The sequence below is a fragment of the Bacillus sp. FSL R5-0443 genome, from assembly GCF_038608285.1.
Taxonomy (GTDB): Bacteria; Bacillota; Bacilli; order Bacillales; family Bacillaceae; genus Bacillus; species Bacillus velezensis.
This window is the reverse complement of the sequence record NZ_CP152013.1, coordinates 548,900-569,884: the sequence shown is the minus strand read 5'-3', so window position 1 is coordinate 569,884 and position 20,985 is coordinate 548,900. Positions and strand designations below refer to the sequence as shown.

Sequence of the window (20,985 nt, the reverse complement as noted above, 5' to 3'; positions counted from 1 at the left end):
CTGTAACAGCCCTTGGGTCCGGGTCACGCGATAAAAGGTTTTACGCGTGTTTTTCTTTAAATGCTTTTGCGTATTGATCAGCCGCTATAATGGCATCCGCCACGTCGTCAGCCGTCACGTCAAAAGCGGCATGAATTGTTTCTTCTTCAATCGTCGCGGCTTCTGCCACTTTCATAATGTCCTCTTTAGATGCGTCTTTCAATTTGATGTCTTCAAGTGTGACAGGCAGCCCCAAGCTGATATAAAACGCGATATACCGCTCAATTTCCTCAAGCGAACGTTTTTCCAGCGCCAATTGAACGAGCGTGCCGAATGCCACTTTTTCACCGTGGGTCAAGTGATGGATTTCACCTTCAAGCGCGGTAAATCCGTTATGAATGGCATGCGCCGCAGCTAAGCCGCCGCTTTCAAATCCCAGTCCGCTCAGAAGTGTATTGGCTTCAACCACCGCTTCCAATGCGGGCGTAACGGCTTTCGCTTTCACAGACTCATAAGCGAGACGGCCGTATTTGAATAATACCGCTTCACATTTTTCCGCGATAGCCTCTCCGGCGATTGTCGGAATTCCGCCTGCCATCGTTTTACCGCCATTGGCGATGACACTGCGCGCCTCTATCCACGTCGCCATCGCATCGGCAATCCCTGATGCTAAAAAGCGCGGCGGAGCTTCCGCGACGATTTTCGTATCGACCAGAACCAGGTCAGGATTCTTATGATAGAAACGATAGTTTTCGAACGCGCCTTGTTCAGAATACACGACAGACAGCCCGCTTGTCGGAGCATCCGTTGAAGCGGCCGTCGGCACGATAACGGTATAGCCGTTTATTTCATCTGATACGGCTTTGGCCGTATCAAGCGTTTTACCGCCGCCGACTCCGATGACAATAGTCGCGCCTGCTTTTTCTGCGATGCCGGCAATTCTTTTCATTTCTTCCTGGGAGGCTTCGCCGTTGAAAACCGCCTCTTCAGAAGAAATATTGCTTTTCTTTAATTCAGCCGTCACCTTGTGGCCCGCGATATCCCATACGGTTTTGTCCGCGATGACGACGGCTTTTTCACCAACGCCCTCCAGATGTCCGCCGATCGTTTCAATGGCGTTTTTTCCCTGCACGTATTTGGCCGGACTGATAAAAATTCGTTCCAATGTCATCATCCCTTCTTCGTTGTCTCTCATTACATTTCTCTTATTGATAGAGCAGAAATGAAAACTCTTCTGATATAATTCCTCGTTTTAACTTGATTTAAACCTCATATACACTGCAGAAAAATCAATTTTCACGGCATTGACAAGATGTGAAGGTGTCTATATAATCTTCGATATTGAAGCTGATCATTCTTTACTGAATGAACAAACGAGATTGTGAATGATTCGTCTTAAAAATTATTTAGTTCTGCTGGATAATTTTTGAGGCGTTTTTGTTTTTTATATATTTTTGACTGCGGAGGAGGTTTGCACATGAAGAACATTTGCAAGGATATACTGATGATTATGGCCGGAGCCTTTCTTATTGCGGCGTCCGTGGAATTTTTCGTCATCCCGAATCATTTAGGGGACGGCAGCACCGTGGGAATCGCTCTCGTGTTATATTATCTTTTCCATATACCTGCAAGTATTACGACTCTGGTTGTAAATTTGATTTTTATCGGGCTGGCTTATAAATTTTTAACGAAAAAAACGATTTTATACACGATACTCGGTACGGGAATGACTTCTGTTTTTCTCAGTATCGTCAGCTTTATTCCATTCGGCGTGCACGATATGGTGCTCGGGATTGTATTCGGCGCTCTGCTGATGGGAGCGGGGCTGGCATTGATCTTTATTGCTGACGGATCTACCGGCGGGACCACGCTTTTGGCGTATTTATTAAATTACACAAAGGGCTATAACATCTCCAAAAGCATGTTTTATATGGATTGTGTCATCATTTTCGCATCCGTTTTAGCGATCGGCATCAATCATATGCTGTATACGTTTATATTCGTATATCTGTGCGCCAAAATCGTCGATATTGTCATTGAGGGTTTCCATAATAAAAAAGCTCTCACCATTATGTCTGACCAATACGAAGAAATCGCCAAAGCCATCACCTCCGAGTACGGCAACGCGGCGACGATTTTTTACGGATACGGGTATTACGGCAGCAAAGACAAGCGCATTATCTATGTTGTCATTAAAAAGAACGAATTGCTGAAAATCAAAAAACATGTTCAAAAAATTGATCCGAAATCATTTATCGTTATTCATGAAGTAAAAGAAGCTGTCGGAGGGCAATTCGGGTTTACAAACCTGCCCGCCGCCGCAAATGAAAAATAACCGCCTGCAGTGTATAGCTGCAGGCTTTTTTTATTCGGCTCTTCCCCGCTCAAAGGTTTTTACATTTTTCAATCGAAGTAGTAGATGAAATCTTTTTGATGGAGGAACATAAAAAATGAATATCAAAACTGACAGGCTCATAATTCGGACATTTGAACCGGAAGATTGGCAGGATGTCTATGCGTACACCTCAAATCCGAATGTCATGAAATATATACCAGAGGGTGTCTTTACCGAAGAAGATGCCAGAAAATTCGTTACTGAAAACAGCGGTGAACATGCCGGTAAGTTTCCCATTTTATTGAAGGATGAGAAAACGGTCATTGGCCACATTGCTTTTTTTCAGTATTTTGGCGATCATACGTATGAAATCGGCTGGGTGTTTCACCCGGAATACCAGGGCAAAGGATATGCTTCAGAGGCGGCGCGCGCCGTGCTGGCATTCGGGTTTAACAAGATGAAATTACACCGGATCATTGCGACATGTCAGCCGGAAAACACGGCTTCGCACCGGGTGATGGAAAAGATCGGGATGAGACGGGAAGGCTTTTTTAAAAAATGCATTCCCCATGATAATGAATGGTGGGACGAATATTATTATGCCGTTTTAGAAGAAGAATGGGAAGCCTCCAACCTGGAATAAAAAGGCTTATACCCTTTGCTTTTACAGATAAGTGTGTGCTACACTGTTCGTAACAAATACGAAGGGATGATGGGTGGACAATGATTAACTAATCTTATTTTGACCGTTTGAAATCAAATATTTCAAATCAGAAAAAATAGGATTAGTCTGCCCATTTTCTATACGATACGAAAGCTATGTAAAAATAGCTTATTTGATCATGCACAGGTACGGCTAATCCTTCCAAATCAATTGGGAGGATTTTTTTGGTCCTCCCTTAAAAGCGAGGGATTGACATATGAAAGAAATGTTAAAGTTAAGCGGCATCAGTTATGAAATCAACAGCGTTCCCCTTTTTGAACAGATTAGCGCGAGCGTTCAGCAAGGTGACATCATCGGCGTTATCGGTAAAAACGGCGCCGGCAAATCTTTATTGCTGCAATTGATCTGCAATCAAAAAGCGCCGTCACAAGGACAGATCCAGATGGTGCAAGATGTGAACGTATATATGGTTGAACAAGAAACGGAAGCTTATGATTCCGGCCATCCGGAACCTGCGGAGGCAGCCTTGTTAGAAAAGTGGAACGTGCCCGCACGCGCCTTTTCACAATTGAGCGGCGGAGAAAAACTGAAAGCCCGTCTTGCTAAAGGTTTCTCCTCCTCAAGCAGCCTTTTGTTATTAGATGAGCCGACGAACCACCTCGATCAGCACAGTTTAGAAATACTGCTAAATCAGATCAAGAATTACAAAGGCACCATTATTTTTGTTTCGCATGATCGTGCTTTTATAGATGCAGCGGCGACAAAAATCTGGGCCATCGAAGGAAAGAAACTCATTGAGCATAAAGGGAATTATTCAAGCTATATGGAGGTCCGCAAACAGAGAAGGCTGACACAGCAGCGGGAATATGAGAATCAGCAGCATATGATCAGACGGATTGAAGCTCAAATGAACGAGCTGAGCGCCTGGTCAAAAAAAGCCCACGCCCAATCAACGAAAATAGAAGGATTTAAAGAATACCATCGCGTAAAAGCAAAACGCACGGACGCCCAGATTAAATCAAAGCAGAAGCGCCTTGAAAAAGAGCTTGAAAAAGCGAAAGCAGAACCGGTTGAAGCGGAGTATGAAGTCCGTTTTTCCATTGAACACCGCAAAAAAGCGGGAAAGCGTTTTTTAGAAGTAAGGGATGCCGCAAAGTCATATGACGGCCGAATGCTTTTTAAAAACGTGAATTTTACTGTGATGCACGGTGAAAAGATCGCGATTACAGGCCCGAACGGCAGCGGGAAAACAACATTATTGAAGGTCATCCTCGGGCAGGAAAAAGCGCAGGGCAGCATATGGATTTCTCAGTCTGCAAACTTCGGATATTTAACGCAGGAAGTATTCGACCTCCCGCTTGATAAAACCCCCGAACAGCTTTTTTACAAAGAAACGTTCGAGGAAAGAGGAAATGTTCAATCTCTCATGAAGCATTTAGGATTTACCGCAGCGCAATGGACGGAACCCATCGGCAAGATGAGCATGGGAGAGCGGGTCAAATGCAAACTGATGGCGTTTATTCTGGAGGAGAAAGATGTGCTGATTCTGGATGAGCCGACAAACCACCTTGATCTGCCGTCACGCGAGCAGCTTGAAGACACTTTGGCCCGATACGACGGAACGCTCATCATCGTTTCACATGATCGTTACTTTGTCGAAAAGACGACGGACATCCGGCTTGATATCTCAAACGGCAGCGTCCGAAAACAATGGAAAGAATCTCCCTCCGTCAGGGACGATGCTGAAGAACTGCGATTGAAGCTTGAGACCGAACGGCAGGAAGTCCTCGGAAAACTCAGCTTCATGACGCCGGCTGATAAACAATATCGTGAGCTTGATCAAAAATTCAAAGAGCTGACGGAAGAAATCAAGAAATTGAAATAAATGTAAAAACCCGTGATTGTCACGGGTTTTTTGAGTTTTTGTTCCCAAGATTTATTGTTTCAATAGATGACTTATGGTGACGAAGCGCTTCAACACAAGCAGATTTGTTAACCGTACCAAGCAAAAGAAATGATCCGTTTCTTTTGCTTTTTTTATTGACAAAAGCTGCTAAGGGATCTATTGTGGATAATAGTTATCCATAATAAATCGGGAGTGAATAGGATGAAAATGAAATCAGGGATGGAGCAGGCGGTTTCTGTGCTGCTGTTATTGTCACGGCTGCCCGTACAGTCTTCTTTAACGTCAGAAGCAATCAGCCAGCGTTTACGCGTGTCTCCGTCTTATTTGAAGAAGCTGATGAGAACATTGGTACAGGCCGATTTGGCAGAATCCATACCGGGGACCAAGGGCGGTTTTACCCTGACGAAGCCTTTGACGGACATTACGCTCTATGATGTTTATCAGGCGGTCGAAGGCAGAGGTTCGATGTATCAGGGGAAGGGCCTGCTGCAATCCGTATTCGAGGATGAAAGCAACTGTGTGCTGGAGACAGTCATGGGGGAAATCGAGGATAAATGGGCCAATCTCATGAGAGAAGAATCCTTGCAGCATGTCATGAACAGAGTCGGGGAATTGTATGATCTTGAAAAAATAGATGATTGGGTAAACAAGCAAGTGAAAGGGCATTTGTAATGACAAACAGCGGGTCTTTACAAAAATCAAAATCATCAACAGGCCTATCCGTGCTGATCGTGCTCGCACTTGGTTTCCTCATGGCAACTCTTGATGTAACCGTCGTGAATGTGGCGATGGCTGATATGAAAAACACCCTTTCAATGTCACTTTCAGGTGTGACGTGGGTTGTGGACGGGTACATCCTTACGTTTGCGTCACTTCTGCTGGCGGGCGGAGCCTTGGCAGACCGTTTTGGCTCGAAGGCGATATACATACTGGGCTTGGCCGTTTTTGTCATGGCCTCTTGCCTATGCGCCGTATCTATTAATGGCCAGATGCTGATTGCCGGACGTCTCATGCAAGGGATTGGCGCGGCTTTGTTTATGCCGAGCTCACTCAGTCTTTTGGCGGCCTCTTACCCGGATGAGCGGGTGCGGGCGCGAATGTTTGGACTGTGGGCCGCTCTTGTTTCCGCTGCTTCTGGCCTTGGGCCCTTTATTGGTGGCGTGCTGGTACAGGCGGCAGGCTGGCAGAGTATTTTTCTGATCAATGTGCCGTTAGGGGTTGCTGCGCTCATTTCTGCTTACCGAGTACTCGGCCACGTGCCGCGAAAAAGCAGCCGCATGAACATTACAGGGAATCTGCTTGGAATGGCTGCTCTCGGCTTTCTTTCGTTTGCCTTGATACAGGGGCCTTCAGCGGGCTGGCGCTCACCCATAATTCTTGGTGCATTCGCGGCGGCGCTTTTGGCATTTGTGCTGTTTTTGCTGCGGGAAATCTCTGCGGAAACGTCGATTCTGCCGGCGTCCTTATATCAAAACGGCCGATTCTCAGCTGCTCAATTCGTTGGGTTTTTGCTGAATTTTGCTCTTTTCGGCGGCATGTTTATGCTAAGCCTTTTTTTGCAGGAAGCAAGAGGCGCAAGCTCCTTTATGGCCGGTGTTGAGCTGCTGCCGATGATGGCGGTCTTCGTGATGGGCAATATTCTGTTTGCCCGTCTGGCGAATCGGTTTGAAGCCGGACAGCTTATGTTTATGTCAATGGCGGCCAGCTGTATCATTGCATTGCTGTTGTTTGTGCTTGTTTCTCCTGATTTTCCTTATTGGCAGCTGGCGGTTTTGATGTCTGTTATGAACCTTGGCACCGGCATTACAGTTCCTGCCATGACAACTGTGATCATGCAGGCTGCCGGACAACAGCATGCGAATATCGCCGGTGCGGCTTTAAATGCCAACAGGCAAATTGGAGCCTTGGTCGGCGTAGCGGTTTCCGGTGTGATCATTCATCTGTCCGCCACTTGGTACGCCGGTGCCGGCTTTACGTTTTTGATGATGGGAGCGGCGTACAGCCTCGCCGCATTGCTTGTATGGCTGTTTCTGGCGGCCCATAACGGCAATGCCGCGACAGAAAAAAATGCAAATCACTGATTGCGGCGTGTGGAAATATATCGAAATCAACAGTCGCTGATAAGGACATTTCAAGAGAGGGAAGAACAGCTGAGACCTTTTTAACGAGGTAAAGCAGCTTACCGCCATTGAGCCGTATCGGTGAAATCAAGTATCCGATACCGTCATGCTGCGTTACAGCATCGAGCCGATAAATAGCGTTTATCAGGAACTTGGGTGGAACCACGGTACATCACACACTCGTCCCTTCAACGGGACCGGTGTGTTTTTTATAAACAAAAATCAAATGAAGACTCATCCTAACTGAAACCCTTACATCAGTACGGTCAATCTTTTTTCTAAAACAATGATTCCGTAATTAAGAAGAATAATTTCAAACTGATTTGTACAACCTACGTTCAGATTAATTATGAGCATGGTTCAGGGGGGCGAAGAATGGCCAAACGCATTGGAATTACGGGAAACATTATGGCTGATCAATCCGGCCCTTTCCCGGGTTATAATCGGGCATATGTCAATAATGATTATATTCAGTCTGTTTCTGAGGCCGGCGGTGTGCCGTTTATATTGCCGGTGATTCAAGAGACGGCGCTTTTAAAGGAACAGGTCTCTCATGTTGACGGGATCATTCTGTCCGGCGGCCAGGATATAGACCCGCTGTTTTACGGCGAAGAACCTTTACAGGCTTTAAGAAAGACCTTTCCTGATCGGGACGCCTACGAGAAGGAGCTGATTCTCACGGCGGTTGCTTTAGAAAAGCCGATTCTTGCAATCTGCCGGGGGATGCATATGTTAAACGTCACTTACGGGGGAACTTTATATCAAGACCTGACACACGCTTCGTTTGCTGACATTAAGCATGATCAAGAAAAAGATCCGCCGTTAAAAACCCATCATGTTTCTTTTGAAAAAGGGACACGTCTTCATTCCTTGTTTGGCGATTCAGCGCGGGTGAATTCATTCCATCACCAGATCATAAAAGAGACGGCGCCTTCGTTTAAAGCCTCGGCTTATGCGAAAGACGGGGCCATTGAAGCGATTGAACGGACGGGTGAATTATTTGTCGTCGGCGTGCAATGGCATCCCGAAATGCTGACAAAAAAACATGAAGACATGAAAAAGCTTTTTTCTCATTTCATGGATGCGGTCAGCACATAAAAAAAGCAGATCATAACGATCTGCTTTTTCATTTTATTCTTCCGGTTTCTCCGGTGTTTTGCCTTGTGTCAGCTTATGGCCTTCGATATCCACGTTCGGAATGATTTTATCCAGCCACTTCGGCAAGTACCAGGCCGCATGTCCCATCAGCTTCATGACACTCGGAATAATGGTCATTCTTACAATGAACGCATCAAAAAGTACACCGAAAGTCATTGCCAAGCCCATGGATTTGATCGTAGCTTCTCCCGCAAAGATGAATCCCGCAAAGACGAAAATCATGATCAGTCCCGCCGCTGTTACGACAGGTCCGCTATGTTTCAATCCGGCATGAATGGCTTGTACCGGATTTTTTGTTTTGACATATTCTTCTCTCATTCTGCTGACAAGGAATACTTGATAATCCATCGCCAGCCCGAAAAGAATACCGATCGCCAAAATAGGCAGGAAGGCGAGAATCGGGCCTTTTTCCGGAATGCTGAGCAAGCCGGTGAAATTCCCATCCTGCAGGACGAATACCGATAAGCCGAGTGTAGCGGTCATCGTCAGCAAAAAGCCGACGACGGCGGCAAGGGGCACGAGAAGCGAGCGGAAAACAACGGTCAGCAATACAAACGCAAACCCGACAATGAGAATGGCGAATTCCGGAATCGCATCATTTAACCGGTCTGAAATATCAATGTTCACCGCGGTTGACCCGGTGACGAGCAGGCGGATGCCGTTTTTGTCTGATCGTTTCCGTATATCCTGCACTAACTCTTTCGTTGCCTTATCATTCGGCCCGGTTTCAGGCACTGCCGTAATGATGGCATAGTTCCCTTTTTGATTCGGCATGGCAGGTGTGACGCTCGCCACATTGTGCAAGTCCTTTAGTTCTTTCACGGCGTCTTGAAATGCTTCACTTTTGTTCCCCTTGACCCCTTTTGCATCGGCAACAATTGTCAGCTTGCCGTTAAAGCCTTCTCCGAATCCTTTAGACAACAGATCATAGGCGCGGCGATCCGGGCTGTCTTTCGCTTTCATTCCCGCATCAGGCAGCCCCAGCTCTAAATGCATGGCCGGCAGACTGATGACGGATAAAAGAATGATGCTGAAAATGCTTAACAGAATAGGCTTCTTTGTAACGAAGCGCCCCCAGGCATTCGTTTCGGCGCTTTTCTTTTCTTTTTTCCTTTTTGATTTCGGAATCATCCGTTTTCCTGCGACCGATAACACCGCAGGCACCAGCGTTACTGATGCCAATACAGCCATCAGCACACTGAGTGCCGCAGTCAATCCCATGGCAGACATGAACGGAATGCCGACAACAGTCAATCCGCAAAGCGCGACGATCACGGTCAGTCCCGCAAAAACGACGGCGCTGCCTGCCGTTCCCGCGGCTTTCGCGATCGATTCATTTTTTTGTACACCTTCGCCCAAAAACTGACGATGCTTCGTAAAGATAAACAGCGCATAATCAATCCCGACGGCCAGGCCGATCATTCCGGATAATGAGAGACTGACCGAGGCTATCGTAAAGAACTGTGTCCCGATTAACGTCAGCGCGACGCTTACACCTAATCCGATCAGGGCGGTGACAATCGGCAGCCCCGCGATGACTAATGAACCAAACGTAATAGCCAGTACGACGAATGCCAGCACAACGCCGACAATTTCAGATACACCGCCGATTTCAACACCGGCCCCCGGCACATCGCCGCTGAGCTCCGTCTGCAGACCCTTGTCTCCGGCGGCGGACAGACTGTGTTTCATATGTGAAACAGACGCATCCGTAATGTCATCCGCCGCTTTTTTGTACGTAATATCGGCATATGCCACTGAGCCGTCTTTAGAAATGGTTCCTGTCTCAAAAGGACTTGCAATTGAAGCGACTGAATGATCGGTTTTGATCTTCTTTAATGTCTCTTCAACCGCTTGTTTTTCCGGTTTTGACGTCAATTTCTTCCCGTCTTCAGCTCCGAAAATAACCCGTATGCTTCCTTTATCGGGACCCTTTGAAAATTCTTTTTGAATGATATCCATCGCCTTTTCAGAAGGTGTGTCGGGAATTGACATATCCTCAGAAAAAGCAGGTTTTAACGAGATGGCGATCACAATCGAAGCGATCAGTATCACGAGCCACGCACTGATCATTTTAAATCGGTTGCGGGCAGACCATCCCCCTAATTTATATAAAAAACCAGACATCGAATACTCCTCTCCAATCATTACTTTCTGCCTAATTGTAGTTCACATTCACATAAAAAAAACGTACATAGGGGCATGTACGTTTGGGCAGTTTTTCATTATATATTCAGTTTCAGAATGCCTTTTTGCATGGCAATGGTGACGGCTTCCGTCCGCGAATCAGCGCCTAATTTGTTATAAATCGATGTTAATCTCGCTTTTACCGTCCGCTCTGAGATTCCTAAATCGAAGGCGATCGCTTTGCTTTTATGTCCTTGCGCAACGGCTTCTAGAACTATGATTTCCTTGTCCGTCAGCTGTGTTTCATTGGCATTTGCCCGTTCCATTTTCATTTCCCGGAAACGCCGCAAGATGTCCGGCTGCAGAAGCACTTCTCCCCTGACCGCCGCATCCATCGTATGAAATAAGGTTTCTGAGCTTGTGTCTTTCAGCAGATAACCGTTCGCGCCTGATTCAATGCCTTCTATCATCAGATGATCTTCATTATAGGTCGTCAAAATAATGATCGGCACATCAGAATGCTCTTTTATCTGTTTAATGGCTTCCAGCCCGCTCATTTCCGGCATGTACAGATCCATGAGAATGACATCGGGCTTTAGTTCCTCTGCGAGGCGGACGGCGGTTTTCCCGTTTTCCGCCTCTCCCGTTATGGTGTAATGGTCATTTGTTTCTATCAAAAGCTTCAGACCTTCTCTGACGACAAGATGGTCATCTGCTATTAACACTTTATACATGTTCCGCCTCTCCTTGAATTGGTATGATGATCTCGATCTGAGTTCCCGCTGATTTGGCGCTTGTTATACGGAAAGTGCCGTTCATCATATTGACGCGTTCTTGTATCCCAAGCAGCCCGTAATGTCCGCTTTTTCTCATTTCTGTTCTGGCATCAAAGCCTTTCCCGTCATCTTTGACGGTTATGCGGATCTGTCCCTCTTCTTCCTGAACGGATACCCAGACATTCTTTGCTTCTGCATGCTTGGCGGCGTTTGTCAGGCCTTCTCCGATCATGTAATGGCAATTCTCCGCCATATGAACGTCAAGCACATGATGCACGCTGTAATCTAAAAAACAAGACAGCCCGGAGGCTTCTGTAAAATGGTTGATTTGTTCAGTGATGCTTTCTTTTAAGAACCCGATCTTTTCTGATGTGCTGCGAAGGTTGTCAATGGCCGAGCGCGCATCAGCCAATGTGCCTTTCACTCTGTCCATTGACTGGCTGATGATGTCTTTCGCTCTGTCAGTGTTACCCTTTGAAAGATGAACATGCACCGCTTCAAGCTGCATATGCAAGCTGACCAATCCTTGAGCAAGCGTATCGTGCAAGTCTCTCGCCATCCGCTGCCTTTCGTTCTGGAGCGTCAGCTGTTTCACTTGCCGGTGAGCGAGCTCTAATTTTTCAAGCGTCAGCTGTGTTTTTATTTTTTCATCAACTTGCGCGAAAAATGTGGCCGCATACGTGATAATCACGATCATGATGGGAGCGGCGATAACGATGAAACGCAGCAGATGATGCGGATGCTCCTGGTGCAAAGCTGTTATGGACATTAAAATGAACAGATAGAGTATGAGCAGCGTTTTTCCCTTATCCGCCATTCCGATAATCTGCCCGATTAAAAAGGCATAGAGACCGATGACCGCCGCGATATAGCCGCCGGTCATCAAGTTAGCCGATGTATATATGATAAATCCCTGTATGATGAAATAAAGAAACGTTTTTTTCTTCACCCAGCGATGGGAATGCCAGTGCAGCACGGTAAAAATGACGATCAATATTGTGAATAACAGCAGCAAAAAAACCGTCCAGCTTTCATAAATGTACTGCAAAGAGACTGATGCGGCATATACCATTAAAATAAACGCCAGACCGGGCACCCGAAGCGCAAGCATATGCAATGAACGTCTGTCACGGGAGACATAGTCTTCTTGATGTTTTGTACCAAACAATCTCTGTCCACTTCCTTTTAGCTGACCGGCCTCACGAGGTTTTATTCTATTTGTCATCATACCATAAGTGCCTGCTTCTCACCTTCCCCTTCTTTCCTGCATGACGGGCGAAAGAAAAAACAGCCTGCGGGTTTGTTCGCAAGCTGCTTTTGTTCATATCTTTTTTATGACCTTTCCCGGGTTTCCGGCCATGACGGAATTTGGCGGGACGTCTTTCGTAACGACTGTACCGGCCGCAATGACGGAGTTTTCGCCGATGGTGACGCCTGCTAAAATGACACAGCTTCCTCCGATCCATACATTGCTGCCGATCGTAATCGGAATGCCGTAACCGCTTTTATTTCTTCCTTCCGGCTGCAGAGAATGCCCGGCTGTATAGATCCCGACATTCGGCCCTATCATACAGTTATCGCCTATCCGCACGTCAGCCATGTCTAAAATGGTGCAATTATAGCCGGCATAAAAATGATCGCCGACATGAATATTGGTTCCGATATCACAATGAAAGTTATGCTCAATGCTCGGTTTCTCTCCCGCCGTCCCGAACAGTTCTCTGATGATCGCTTCTTTTGTTTCAAACGCTTCCGAATCGGCGTCGTTTAATTCCCGGACAAGCCTATGCGCCCGGATGTTTTTCTTCCTCAGCTCTTCCGTTCCGCGTTCATAATAGATTTTGTTATCAGAACTCATGTGTCGAGCCTCCATTCTCAGCAAGGATATTCTATTTATTCTCCGTTTGAAAACAATTTTAAACCGTATTGACTGATTCGGGAAGTATATTTTAAACTACTTTTAATAAGTCTTTTAAAAAGTGATTAATAAAGGAGTGCGGAATCATGGCGAATACCATTAATAATACATCCATTGTAAAAAAAACGAATGAAGAAACCATCATTGAAGCGCTGCTGAAAACGGATGCGGCCACCATTTCCTTTCTCTCTCAACAAACAGGGCTCAGCGCCGCCACGTGCGGAAACATTTTACATGAATTAAAAGAACGCGGCGAAGTCATGGAAATGGAACCGAGCGCCTCAACAGGCGGAAGAAAAGCAAGGCAGTTTACGTTAAATGCGGACAGTCATTTGGTACTCGGCATATCCGTTAAAACAGAAGGCGGCGTCCATTCGATTGACGTCGCGCTGGCAGATTGGCACGGTGACTATGTTGAAAAAGACAGCCGCTTTTATGATGTCATCAATTATGACCTCATCGAACGGCTTACTGACGAATGGATAAGGCGGTTTCCCAATATAAAGGCGATCGGCATAGGGGTTCAGGGTGTGGTCAGCCACGGCGTCATCGGCATTTGTGACACTGAAGAGCTGTGTGATATCCCGATGCAGGAAAGACTTGAAGCCAGACATTCTGTCAAAGTCAATGTAGAAAACGAGATGCATTACGCTTTGTACGGATTTTATCGCGATCAGCAATATACCGTCCCGAAAACCATCGCCATGGCCGCATTTGTCAAAGACAATCCTCCGGGAGCGCGCTTTGTTATAGACGGGCGCTTAGTCAAAGGCAATACACAATTCGCCGGAGAAATTTCTTATATTCCATTTGAATCGACACGCAAGCAGCAGCTTGAAAAGCTCTATTCACCGGATTCTTTTCCGGAACTGGCTGTTAAGATGACAAGCGCCATGATTTCAATCATCAATCCGCAGGCCATTGCGTTTATCGGAGAATTATCAAAAGAATTGGATATGGAACAGGTTTATGAAGCATGCTCCGCTTTTGTCCCGAAAGAACACATGCCCGAGCTGATTCTCATAGATGACATCCAGCCCTATTATCAAAAAGGATTGATTGCCATCACCTTAAAATCTCTGCGTTTTCCGCTTCATTTGGCAGAGAGGGAACTGATTTCATGAGTAAACAGGGCATTCAAAAATGGAAACTTTCCCTTTTTATTATTTTTTCGCTGCCCGGACTTGCTTTCTCATCCTGGATTTCCCGCACGCCTGAAGTCAGAGAAACGCTGAAAGCCTCGACGTCAATGATGGGGTTGATTATTTTCGGGCTTGCATGCGGCTCATTGATCGGCCTGTTAAGCGCCAGCCGGATCATCTCGCGGAAAGGCACCAGATTCGTTGCTTTGATCAGCGTTCTGATTGTCATTATCGGGATATTCGTCATCAGCGCAGGTGTTTTTGCCGCTTTCAAAAGCATCGTATTTGCCGGACTGATCATCTTCGGGCTCGGCTACGGACTTGCGGAAGTGGCCCTTAATGTAGATGGTTCCGCCCTTGAACGCGCCGCCGGGAAAACCATGATGCCCGCATTGCACGCATCATTCAGCGCCGGCACATTGCTAGGCGCGGGACTCGCCTCTCTCGCTATTTTATTCAAGGTTCCCGTTCTCGTTCACCTGCTGCTCATTGCCGGAATTGAGTTTATCCTGATTTTTACTTTCTTCCGGTTTCTGCCCGAGGACACCGGGAAAGAAGATGCCGTCTCAAGGTGGCAGGAAGTTTCAAGCGAAAAGCCGGTAAACGTCTGGACAGAGCCGCGCACGCTGCTGATCGGGCTCATCGTGCTCGGAATGGCTTTCGCAGAAGGGTCGGCCAATGACTGGCTTCCGCTCACCATGACGGATGGTTTTCACGTGACGCACGCGCAAGGCACGGCGGTTTACGGCGTCTTCCTCACCGCTATGCTGATCGCCCGCATCTTTGGCGGGGCATTTTTGGACCGGTACGGACGCGTGCCCGTTCTTCGTCTCTGCACCGCCATCAGTGTCATCGGACTTTCCCTTGTGATTTTCAGCGGAAACCTCACAGCAGCCGTAATCGGCGTCTTTCTTTGGGGAATCGGCGCCTCCCTCGGCTTCCCGGTCAGCCTTTCCGCAGCCGGCGATGACCCAAAAGGAGCAGTTAAGCGGGTCGGAGCAATCTCCTTCGTCGGCTACTGCGCCTTCTTAGTCGGCCCTCCCGTTCTCGGACTGCTCGGTGAAGAATTCGGCCTTGTTAAAGCACTGATCATCGTACTGATCGGCATTTTGCTCAGCGGTCTCGTCTCCCGCGCGGCAAAACCGCCCGCGCATCAGAAAAATGTTCATGACACCAACAGCCATTCCATGTGAACAAGAGGAAGCGATTGTGCTTCCTCTTTTTTGACTCTCCGCTTTATCTGATAAACAAAATTTGTAAGACTAGACCGCTTTTCTCAGGGGAAATTAACTACGTATTTCTACAAAGGGAGGTTTCAGACGATTATGGAAAAGCGTGAATTAGCGGCTCACGAGTCGCTTGACTTACATGAAATCATTAACTTCAAGACGCTTTGTGTAGCGAAATCCAAGCTCATGCAAGGGCTTGTGTTTGATCAGGATCTGAAAACGTTAATGGAAAAAGACGTTCAGCAAGCCTCTCAAGACCTGGCTGATCTGCAGGCGGTTTATGAACGGGCAACGTTTCAGGCTCCCGTTCCTCAAAACCGGCCGACTTCGATCATCAATTGAAAGGAAGGTAAGCATCATTGAATCATGACCATTTAGATCCGATCAATTCATTACATGTCCCTGAACTTGCGGATATGACATTCGCAATGGATTTTCTCATACGCGCCAAAGAAGGCGTCAGAAATACCGCCGTTGCTTTAACAGAAACCGCTTCACCTGATGTAAGAGCTTTGCTTCGCAAACAGCTCATGCAGGGAATCACGATGCATCAGGAGATAACAGACTTGATGGTCAGCAAAAAGTGGTTTCACCCGCATGATCTGAGCGAACAGTATAAATTGGATCAGCTCTCTGCGAAAAATACCCTCATGGTCGGAAATATGAATCTGTTTCCCGTTGAAACGAACAGAAAAGGGTTGTTTGACCGCACACCTGATGAACACTAACACTGGAGGTATTACAGCATGAAGGCCGTAACGTATCAAGGAGTGAAAAACGTCGTTGTGAAAGACGTGCCTGATCCGAAGATTGAAAACCACGATGACATGATTATAAAAGTCACAAGTACGGCAATTTGCGGATCAGATTTACATTTAATCCACGGACTCATCCCGAACTTGCAGGAAGACTACATCATCGGGCATGAACCGATGGGCATCGTGGAAGAAACCGGTCCCGGCGTGACGAAAGTCAAAAAAGGCGACCGCGTCATTATTCCTTTTAATATCGCCTGCGGAGAATGCGTTTATTGTAAAAATCACCTGGAAAGCCAATGTGATCAATCAAATGAGAACGGCGATATAGGCGCTTATTTCGGCTATTCAGGAAATGCCGGCGGCTATCCGGGAGGCCAGGCGGAGTATTTGCGCGTTCCATTTGCGAACTTTACTCATTTTAAAGTTCCCGAAACATGCGAAGAACCGGATGAGAAACTGAGTGTTATTTCCGATGCGATGACAACCGGCTTTTGGAGCGTTGACAATGCCGGCGTAAAAGAAGGCGATACAGTTATCGTTCTCGGCTGCGGGCCCGTGGGCCTTTTCGCTCAAAAATTCTGCTGGTTAAAGGGAGCGAAACGCGTAATAGCCGTAGACTATGTCAACTACCGTCTCCAGCATGCGAAACGGACGAATAAAGTGGAAATCGTGAACTTCGAAGACCACGAAAATACGGGCAGCTACCTGAAGGAAATCACCAAAGGCGGCGCCGACGTTGTCATTGACGCCGTCGGCATGGACGGGAAAATGACAGACCTTGAGTTCCTCGCCAGCGGATTAAAACTTCAGGGCGGGGCGATGAGCGCATTGGTCATCGCATCCCAAGCGGTGCGAAAAGGCGGAACGATCCAGATTACGGGCGTGTACGGCGGCAGATACAACGGGTTTCCCCTTGGCGATATCATGCAGCGAAACGTCAATATCCGATCAGGACAAGCTCCCGTCATCCACTATATGCCGCATATGTTTGAATTGGTGTCAACCGGCAAAATTGATCCGGGCGATGTTGTAAGCCATGTCATTCCGCTTAGTGAAGCGAAGCAAGGCTATGAGATGTTTGACACGAAAACAGATGATTGCATAAAAGTTGTACTCAAACCTTAAAGAACGGAGGCTACAGAAATGGCCCGCGCCTTACATGAATTACTCGAAATTCAGGAGATGGCTTCTTTTAAGTCACTTTGTCTGACGAAATCTAAAACCATGAAAGCGCTCGTATCCGATCCGCAGCTGAAAGAAATCATGCAGCAGGATGCGGATACATCAACAAGGCAATTGCAGGAATTTGCCTCAATTTTATCTGATGCACAGCATGAATGAGGAGATGAATGACGAATGAATCCGATTATTGAATACTTGACGGGAATGAATGCACTGACAGACCAAATTGTCGCTATGGATTTATTGAATTCGGCAAAAAGCGGTGTCAGAAACTATGCGATGGCGGCGACGGAAGCCGGAACGCCTGAAGTGAAAGCGATCCTCACCCGTCACTTAGAAGAAGCCATCGACATGCATGAGCAAATCTCACGCTATATGATGGAAAAAGGCTGGTATCATCCGTGGAACACAGATGAACAAGTCCGGTTTAATTTACAAAATATTGATACGGCGCTCCGCCTGCCCGTCCTATAAATCGTTTTGCTGCTGAGACATCACCCCTGACTCAAGCTTCAGTATTTCAAACTGTGAGCTGCCTTTTACAGCGCCCAGGCGGCTCTCAGTTTTTTTATGCCTTCTTGTATATCGGTTTCAGAAACCCCCGCGAAACCGAGGGAAACTGTTTTTTCAGGGACCTGTTTTTGATAGGTAAGAGACACGGGATAGATTTTGACGCCTTGTTCCTCCGCCTTTTCAATCAGCTCTTTTTCACTGAAAGGCAGATGAACGTCAAGTAAAATCCGCAGCCCGGAATTTTCTCCGCGAATCCTGACGTATTGTCCCAGCTCGCGCCGCACGGCCTCTAATAATACCGCTCTTTTTTTCCGGTACAGCTTTCTCATTCTGTTAATATGTTTCTGCCACTCTCCGCTTTTGATAAATTGAGCCAGCGTCAGCTGACTGTGGCAGGAGACGGTCTGTTTATATAAAGAAGCGATTTCCCTGCCTTTTTCAATAAGCGGCAAAGGAAGAATCATATAGCTGATGCGCAGCGAAGGAAGCAGAGATTGGGAAAACGTTCCCATATAAATGACACGGTGATGCTGATCAAGCCCCTGCAATGATGGGATCGGCTGGCCGGTGTATCGGAATTCACCGTCATAATCATCTTCTATAATGAACGATTGATGTTCCTCCGCCCATTTCAGCAGCTGAATCCTTCTGTTTACCGGCATAATCGTTCCTAACGTAAATTGATGAGAAGGCGTGACATATACAAGACGCGGCCGCTCTTCATTCAGCTTCCGGATACAGACTCCTTCATCATCGACGGGTATCGGAATGATCTTCATGTGATTGGCTTTAAAAATCTCCCTCGCTCTCGGATAACCCGGATCTTCATATCCGATGGATAGATTTGCTTCAAATATTTTGCACAGCATTTGCAAAAGAGCAGGGTTCCCGGCGCCGACTATCACTTGTTCAGGACGGCAATTCACCCCGCGCGACTGATATAAGTACTCCGAAATGAGCGTTCTCAGTTCAAGCTCGCCCAAATCATCCCCGGGCCGATACAGCTCATGCCCGTATTGATCTAAGCTTGCAACCATGCTTTTGCGCCATGCCGAAAAAGGAAAATGAGCGGCATCCACAGTGCCGTAGTGAAAATCAATCCATTGGCGGTCTTCCTTCGCCTTTGTTTGAACAGGTGAAGCGCCCGGCTTTTTCACATAGACGGCGTCCGAGTCATAATCGGCAAACCATCCGCTTCTCGGCTTGCTGACAATATAGCCTTCGGCGGCAAGCTGTTCATAGGCACGCTCCACAGTCGTCTGACTGACGGAAAGCTGACTTGACAAAAGCCTTTTTGAAGGAAGCTTCAGTCCTTTAGGAAGACGGCCCTGATGCATATTTTCCTTAAAATGCCGATAAAGCTGCTGATAAAGCGGAATATCCAGATCTCTATTTAAAAATGGCGTGATATCCATTTTTACTCCCTCCAAACTGGCATTCTTCTTTTTATAAAAACTGGCCATTTGTATAAGGCCAATTTCAGTTTATAGTCATTATAAACTTTGAAAATGGGTTTAGAAATATATATTGGAGTGATTGGAATGAAGAAAGCCGCAAACGGCTGGATTAACGGATTTATCGGCGTGCTCATTTTCAGCGGCTCGCTTCCCGCGACCCGCTTGGCTGTAGCGGACTTTGACCCGGTATTTCTCACCGTATGCCGCGCCGCGATAGCCGGTATATTGGCAGGCGCTCTGCTCCTCATTTTTCAGGAGAAACGCCCTGCCAAAAGCGACATCATTTCACTAATAACAGTAGCGCTCGGCGTCGTGATCGGTTTCCCGCTGCTTACAGCCTTAGCGCTTCAGCATGTCACATCCGCTCATGCCATTGTCTACATCGGGCTTCTCCCGCTTGCGACGGCGATCTTCGGCGTACTGCGAGGAGGCGAACGGCCCAGGCCGGTCTTTTGGATTTTGTCGGCTGCCGGCAGCATCCTCGTAGCCGGATATGCTCTGCTGCAAGGAGGAGAATCCTCTCCGCTCGGTGATACGTACATGATCGCTTCGATTATCGTGTGCGGTCTCGGTTATGCCGAAGGCGCCCGCCTCTCCCGGCGGCTTGGCAACTGGCAGGTGATCTCTTGGGCACTCGTTTTATCGCTTCCCCTTATGTTCATCCTGTCTTTCTGCTTCATGCCGGACTCATGGTCAAACATCGGCGCGCCCGCACTGCTCAGTCTTGCATATGTCTCAATATTCAGCATGCTGATCGGCTTCGTATTCTGGTATCGCGGACTCGCCCAGGGAGGCATCGCCGCGGTCGGACAGCTGCAGCTTCTGCAGCCTTTCTTCGGACTGTTACTGGCCGCCATGATTCTCCATGAAAAAGCAGGATGGGAACTTGCGGCGGTGAATGCCGGCGTTATCGCTTGCGTGGCGGCCGCCCGGCAGTTCGCAAATCAATCAGAAAAGGCCGAACAATGAACTTGTTCGGCCTTTTCATTATATTCCGCCCGTAGGCAGCAGAAGTCTGTATCTCTTTCACATGATCCGGCTATTTTTCAGGCAGGCTGAACTCCCTTAAACGCACTCATCACCAGATCATGCACATAGGAATCATTCACCTCATCACCTGTAATAAGCAGACGATAGAAAATCGGTCCGTAAATGAGATCGATGCTTACGTCAATATCAAGATTCTCTCTTAATTCACCTTTTTGAATTCCCTTTTCCAGAAGGCCTTTCGCTTGGAGGCGGCGGGGCTGGAAAAATCGAGTGCGATATTCTTCCGCCAATTTTGCATCCAGCTGCCCCGCACCGATTAATTCCTTAATAACGGTTCCTTCCCGGCTCGTCAAAAATCTTGCTAAATTCGTGGCGTGGGTCAATATATCTTGCACTGTTGATCCTGTATCGGGCACAGGCAGCCTGTCCGTAGCGGTCGAAAGAAAGCTGTCCATGATAACGGCAGCCTTGTTTGACCACCATTTATAAATCGTTGCCTTACTTACTTTGGCACGCTCAGCAATTTTATCGACTGTCACCGCGTCAAAGCCATTTTCCAACAATAGGTCATACGCTGCAGAAAGAATCGCCTTATGTGTTCCTTCATCGCGCGGCCGTCCTCGTTTACTCTGCACATGAATCATTCCTTCCCGAATTATAAACGATACGTTCAGTATACTTAACCTGTATAAAAAAAGAAAACAGAAACCCATTTACAAAACTGAACGTTT

21 protein-coding genes are annotated in these 20,985 nt (G+C 47.1%); 14 read left to right on the top strand and 7 right to left on the bottom strand.

The features are described 5' to 3' along the window. Positions 1-40: 40 nt before the first annotated feature. On the bottom strand, positions 41-1,174 hold the full coding sequence (locus NYE28_RS02990) for a glycerol dehydrogenase (protein WP_014304447.1): 1,134 nt from the start codon (positions 1,172-1,174) through the stop codon (positions 41-43). A gap of 282 nt (positions 1,175-1,456) precedes the next feature. Between NYE28_RS02990 and NYE28_RS02985 the strand changes: the two genes are divergently transcribed. The 6 genes from NYE28_RS02985 to NYE28_RS02960 all read left to right on the top strand — a co-directional run bounded on the left by NYE28_RS02985 (position 1,457) and on the right by NYE28_RS02960 (position 8,102). After that, the gene (locus NYE28_RS02985) at positions 1,457-2,314 is read left to right on the top strand and encodes a YitT family protein (RefSeq protein WP_052827114.1); all 858 of its coding nucleotides are present in this window, start codon (positions 1,457-1,459) and stop codon (positions 2,312-2,314) included. A 115-nt stretch (positions 2,315-2,429) separates the two neighbouring features. After that, positions 2,430-2,957: a GNAT family protein gene (locus tag NYE28_RS02980; RefSeq protein WP_327942418.1), complete on the top strand. Its 528-nt coding sequence runs from the start codon at positions 2,430-2,432 to the stop codon at positions 2,955-2,957. A gap of 277 nt (positions 2,958-3,234) precedes the next feature. After that, positions 3,235-4,863, top strand: coding sequence for an ABC-F type ribosomal protection protein (gene abc-f / locus NYE28_RS02975; RefSeq protein ID WP_337681263.1), 1,629 nt, complete (start codon positions 3,235-3,237; stop codon positions 4,861-4,863). Between the two features lie 222 nt (positions 4,864-5,085). Then, on the top strand, positions 5,086-5,556 hold the full coding sequence (locus tag NYE28_RS02970; RefSeq protein WP_032870431.1) for an Rrf2 family transcriptional regulator: 471 nt from the start codon (positions 5,086-5,088) through the stop codon (positions 5,554-5,556). Beyond that, entirely contained in the window at positions 5,556-6,965 is a 1,410-nt protein-coding gene (locus NYE28_RS02965) for an MFS transporter (protein ID WP_337681262.1), read from the top strand. The genes NYE28_RS02970 and NYE28_RS02965 overlap by 1 nt, the downstream gene beginning before the upstream one ends. A gap of 414 nt (positions 6,966-7,379) precedes the next feature. Then, on the top strand, positions 7,380-8,102 hold the full coding sequence (locus NYE28_RS02960) for a gamma-glutamyl-gamma-aminobutyrate hydrolase family protein (RefSeq protein ID WP_052827111.1): 723 nt from the start codon (positions 7,380-7,382) through the stop codon (positions 8,100-8,102). Positions 8,103-8,135: 33 nt separating this feature from the next. Here the strand turns inward: NYE28_RS02960 and NYE28_RS02955 are convergent, their stop codons facing one another. The 4 genes from NYE28_RS02955 to NYE28_RS02940 all read right to left on the bottom strand — a co-directional run bounded on the left by NYE28_RS02955 (position 8,136) and on the right by NYE28_RS02940 (position 12,923). Beyond that, positions 8,136-10,289 (bottom strand): MMPL family transporter, encoded by a 2,154-nt coding sequence (locus tag NYE28_RS02955; RefSeq protein WP_342490290.1) that lies wholly within the window; start codon positions 10,287-10,289, stop codon positions 8,136-8,138. Between the two features lie 98 nt (positions 10,290-10,387). After that, positions 10,388-11,023: a response regulator transcription factor gene (locus tag NYE28_RS02950; RefSeq protein WP_012116939.1), complete on the bottom strand. Its 636-nt coding sequence runs from the start codon at positions 11,021-11,023 to the stop codon at positions 10,388-10,390. Further along, positions 11,016-12,176: a sensor histidine kinase gene (locus tag NYE28_RS02945; protein WP_332286579.1), complete on the bottom strand. Its 1,161-nt coding sequence runs from the start codon at positions 12,174-12,176 to the stop codon at positions 11,016-11,018. The genes NYE28_RS02950 and NYE28_RS02945 overlap by 8 nt, the downstream gene beginning before the upstream one ends. Before the next feature lie 210 nt (positions 12,177-12,386). Next, the gene (locus tag NYE28_RS02940) at positions 12,387-12,923 is read right to left on the bottom strand and encodes a sugar O-acetyltransferase (protein ID WP_060563176.1); all 537 of its coding nucleotides are present in this window, start codon (positions 12,921-12,923) and stop codon (positions 12,387-12,389) included. A gap of 146 nt (positions 12,924-13,069) precedes the next feature. Between NYE28_RS02940 and NYE28_RS02935 the strand changes: the two genes are divergently transcribed. The 7 genes from NYE28_RS02935 (at position 13,070) to NYE28_RS02905 (ending at position 17,768) form a co-directional block, all read left to right on the top strand. Further along, positions 13,070-14,107, top strand: coding sequence for an ROK family protein (locus tag NYE28_RS02935; RefSeq protein WP_342490289.1), 1,038 nt, complete (start codon positions 13,070-13,072; stop codon positions 14,105-14,107). Then, the gene (locus NYE28_RS02930; RefSeq protein ID WP_342490288.1) at positions 14,104-15,318 is read left to right on the top strand and encodes an MFS transporter; all 1,215 of its coding nucleotides are present in this window, start codon (positions 14,104-14,106) and stop codon (positions 15,316-15,318) included. Before NYE28_RS02935 ends, NYE28_RS02930 begins: the two co-directional genes overlap by 4 nt. A gap of 132 nt (positions 15,319-15,450) precedes the next feature. Continuing rightward, a complete protein-coding gene (locus NYE28_RS02925) occupies positions 15,451-15,696 on the top strand; it encodes a hypothetical protein (protein ID WP_007409324.1) in 246 nt (81 codons plus the stop codon). 17 nt (positions 15,697-15,713) lie between these two features. After that, positions 15,714-16,082, top strand: coding sequence for a spore coat protein (locus NYE28_RS02920; RefSeq protein WP_094031541.1), 369 nt, complete (start codon positions 15,714-15,716; stop codon positions 16,080-16,082). A gap of 18 nt (positions 16,083-16,100) precedes the next feature. Next, positions 16,101-17,237: a zinc-dependent alcohol dehydrogenase gene (locus NYE28_RS02915; protein WP_342490287.1), complete on the top strand. Its 1,137-nt coding sequence runs from the start codon at positions 16,101-16,103 to the stop codon at positions 17,235-17,237. An 18-nt stretch (positions 17,238-17,255) separates the two neighbouring features. Continuing rightward, a complete protein-coding gene (locus NYE28_RS02910) occupies positions 17,256-17,453 on the top strand; it encodes a hypothetical protein (RefSeq protein ID WP_025284324.1) in 198 nt (65 codons plus the stop codon). Positions 17,454-17,468: 15 nt separating this feature from the next. Continuing rightward, positions 17,469-17,768, top strand: a complete 300-nt coding sequence (locus tag NYE28_RS02905; protein WP_032866803.1) for a spore coat protein — start codon at positions 17,469-17,471, stop codon at positions 17,766-17,768. A gap of 65 nt (positions 17,769-17,833) precedes the next feature. On the opposite strand, the gene NYE28_RS02900 is transcribed toward NYE28_RS02905, so the two are convergent. Further along, on the bottom strand, positions 17,834-19,222 hold the full coding sequence (locus NYE28_RS02900; RefSeq protein ID WP_257726886.1) for a PLP-dependent aminotransferase family protein: 1,389 nt from the start codon (positions 19,220-19,222) through the stop codon (positions 17,834-17,836). 126 nt (positions 19,223-19,348) lie between these two features. Here NYE28_RS02900 and NYE28_RS02895 point away from each other — a divergent pair, with 126 nt between their 5' ends. Further along, positions 19,349-20,233 (top strand): DMT family transporter, encoded by an 885-nt coding sequence (locus tag NYE28_RS02895; RefSeq protein WP_095352361.1) that lies wholly within the window; start codon positions 19,349-19,351, stop codon positions 20,231-20,233. Positions 20,234-20,310: 77 nt separating this feature from the next. On the opposite strand, the gene NYE28_RS02890 is transcribed toward NYE28_RS02895, so the two are convergent. Further along, on the bottom strand, positions 20,311-20,889 hold the full coding sequence (locus NYE28_RS02890; RefSeq protein ID WP_021495037.1) for a TetR/AcrR family transcriptional regulator: 579 nt from the start codon (positions 20,887-20,889) through the stop codon (positions 20,311-20,313). Positions 20,890-20,985 lie beyond the last annotated feature (96 nt).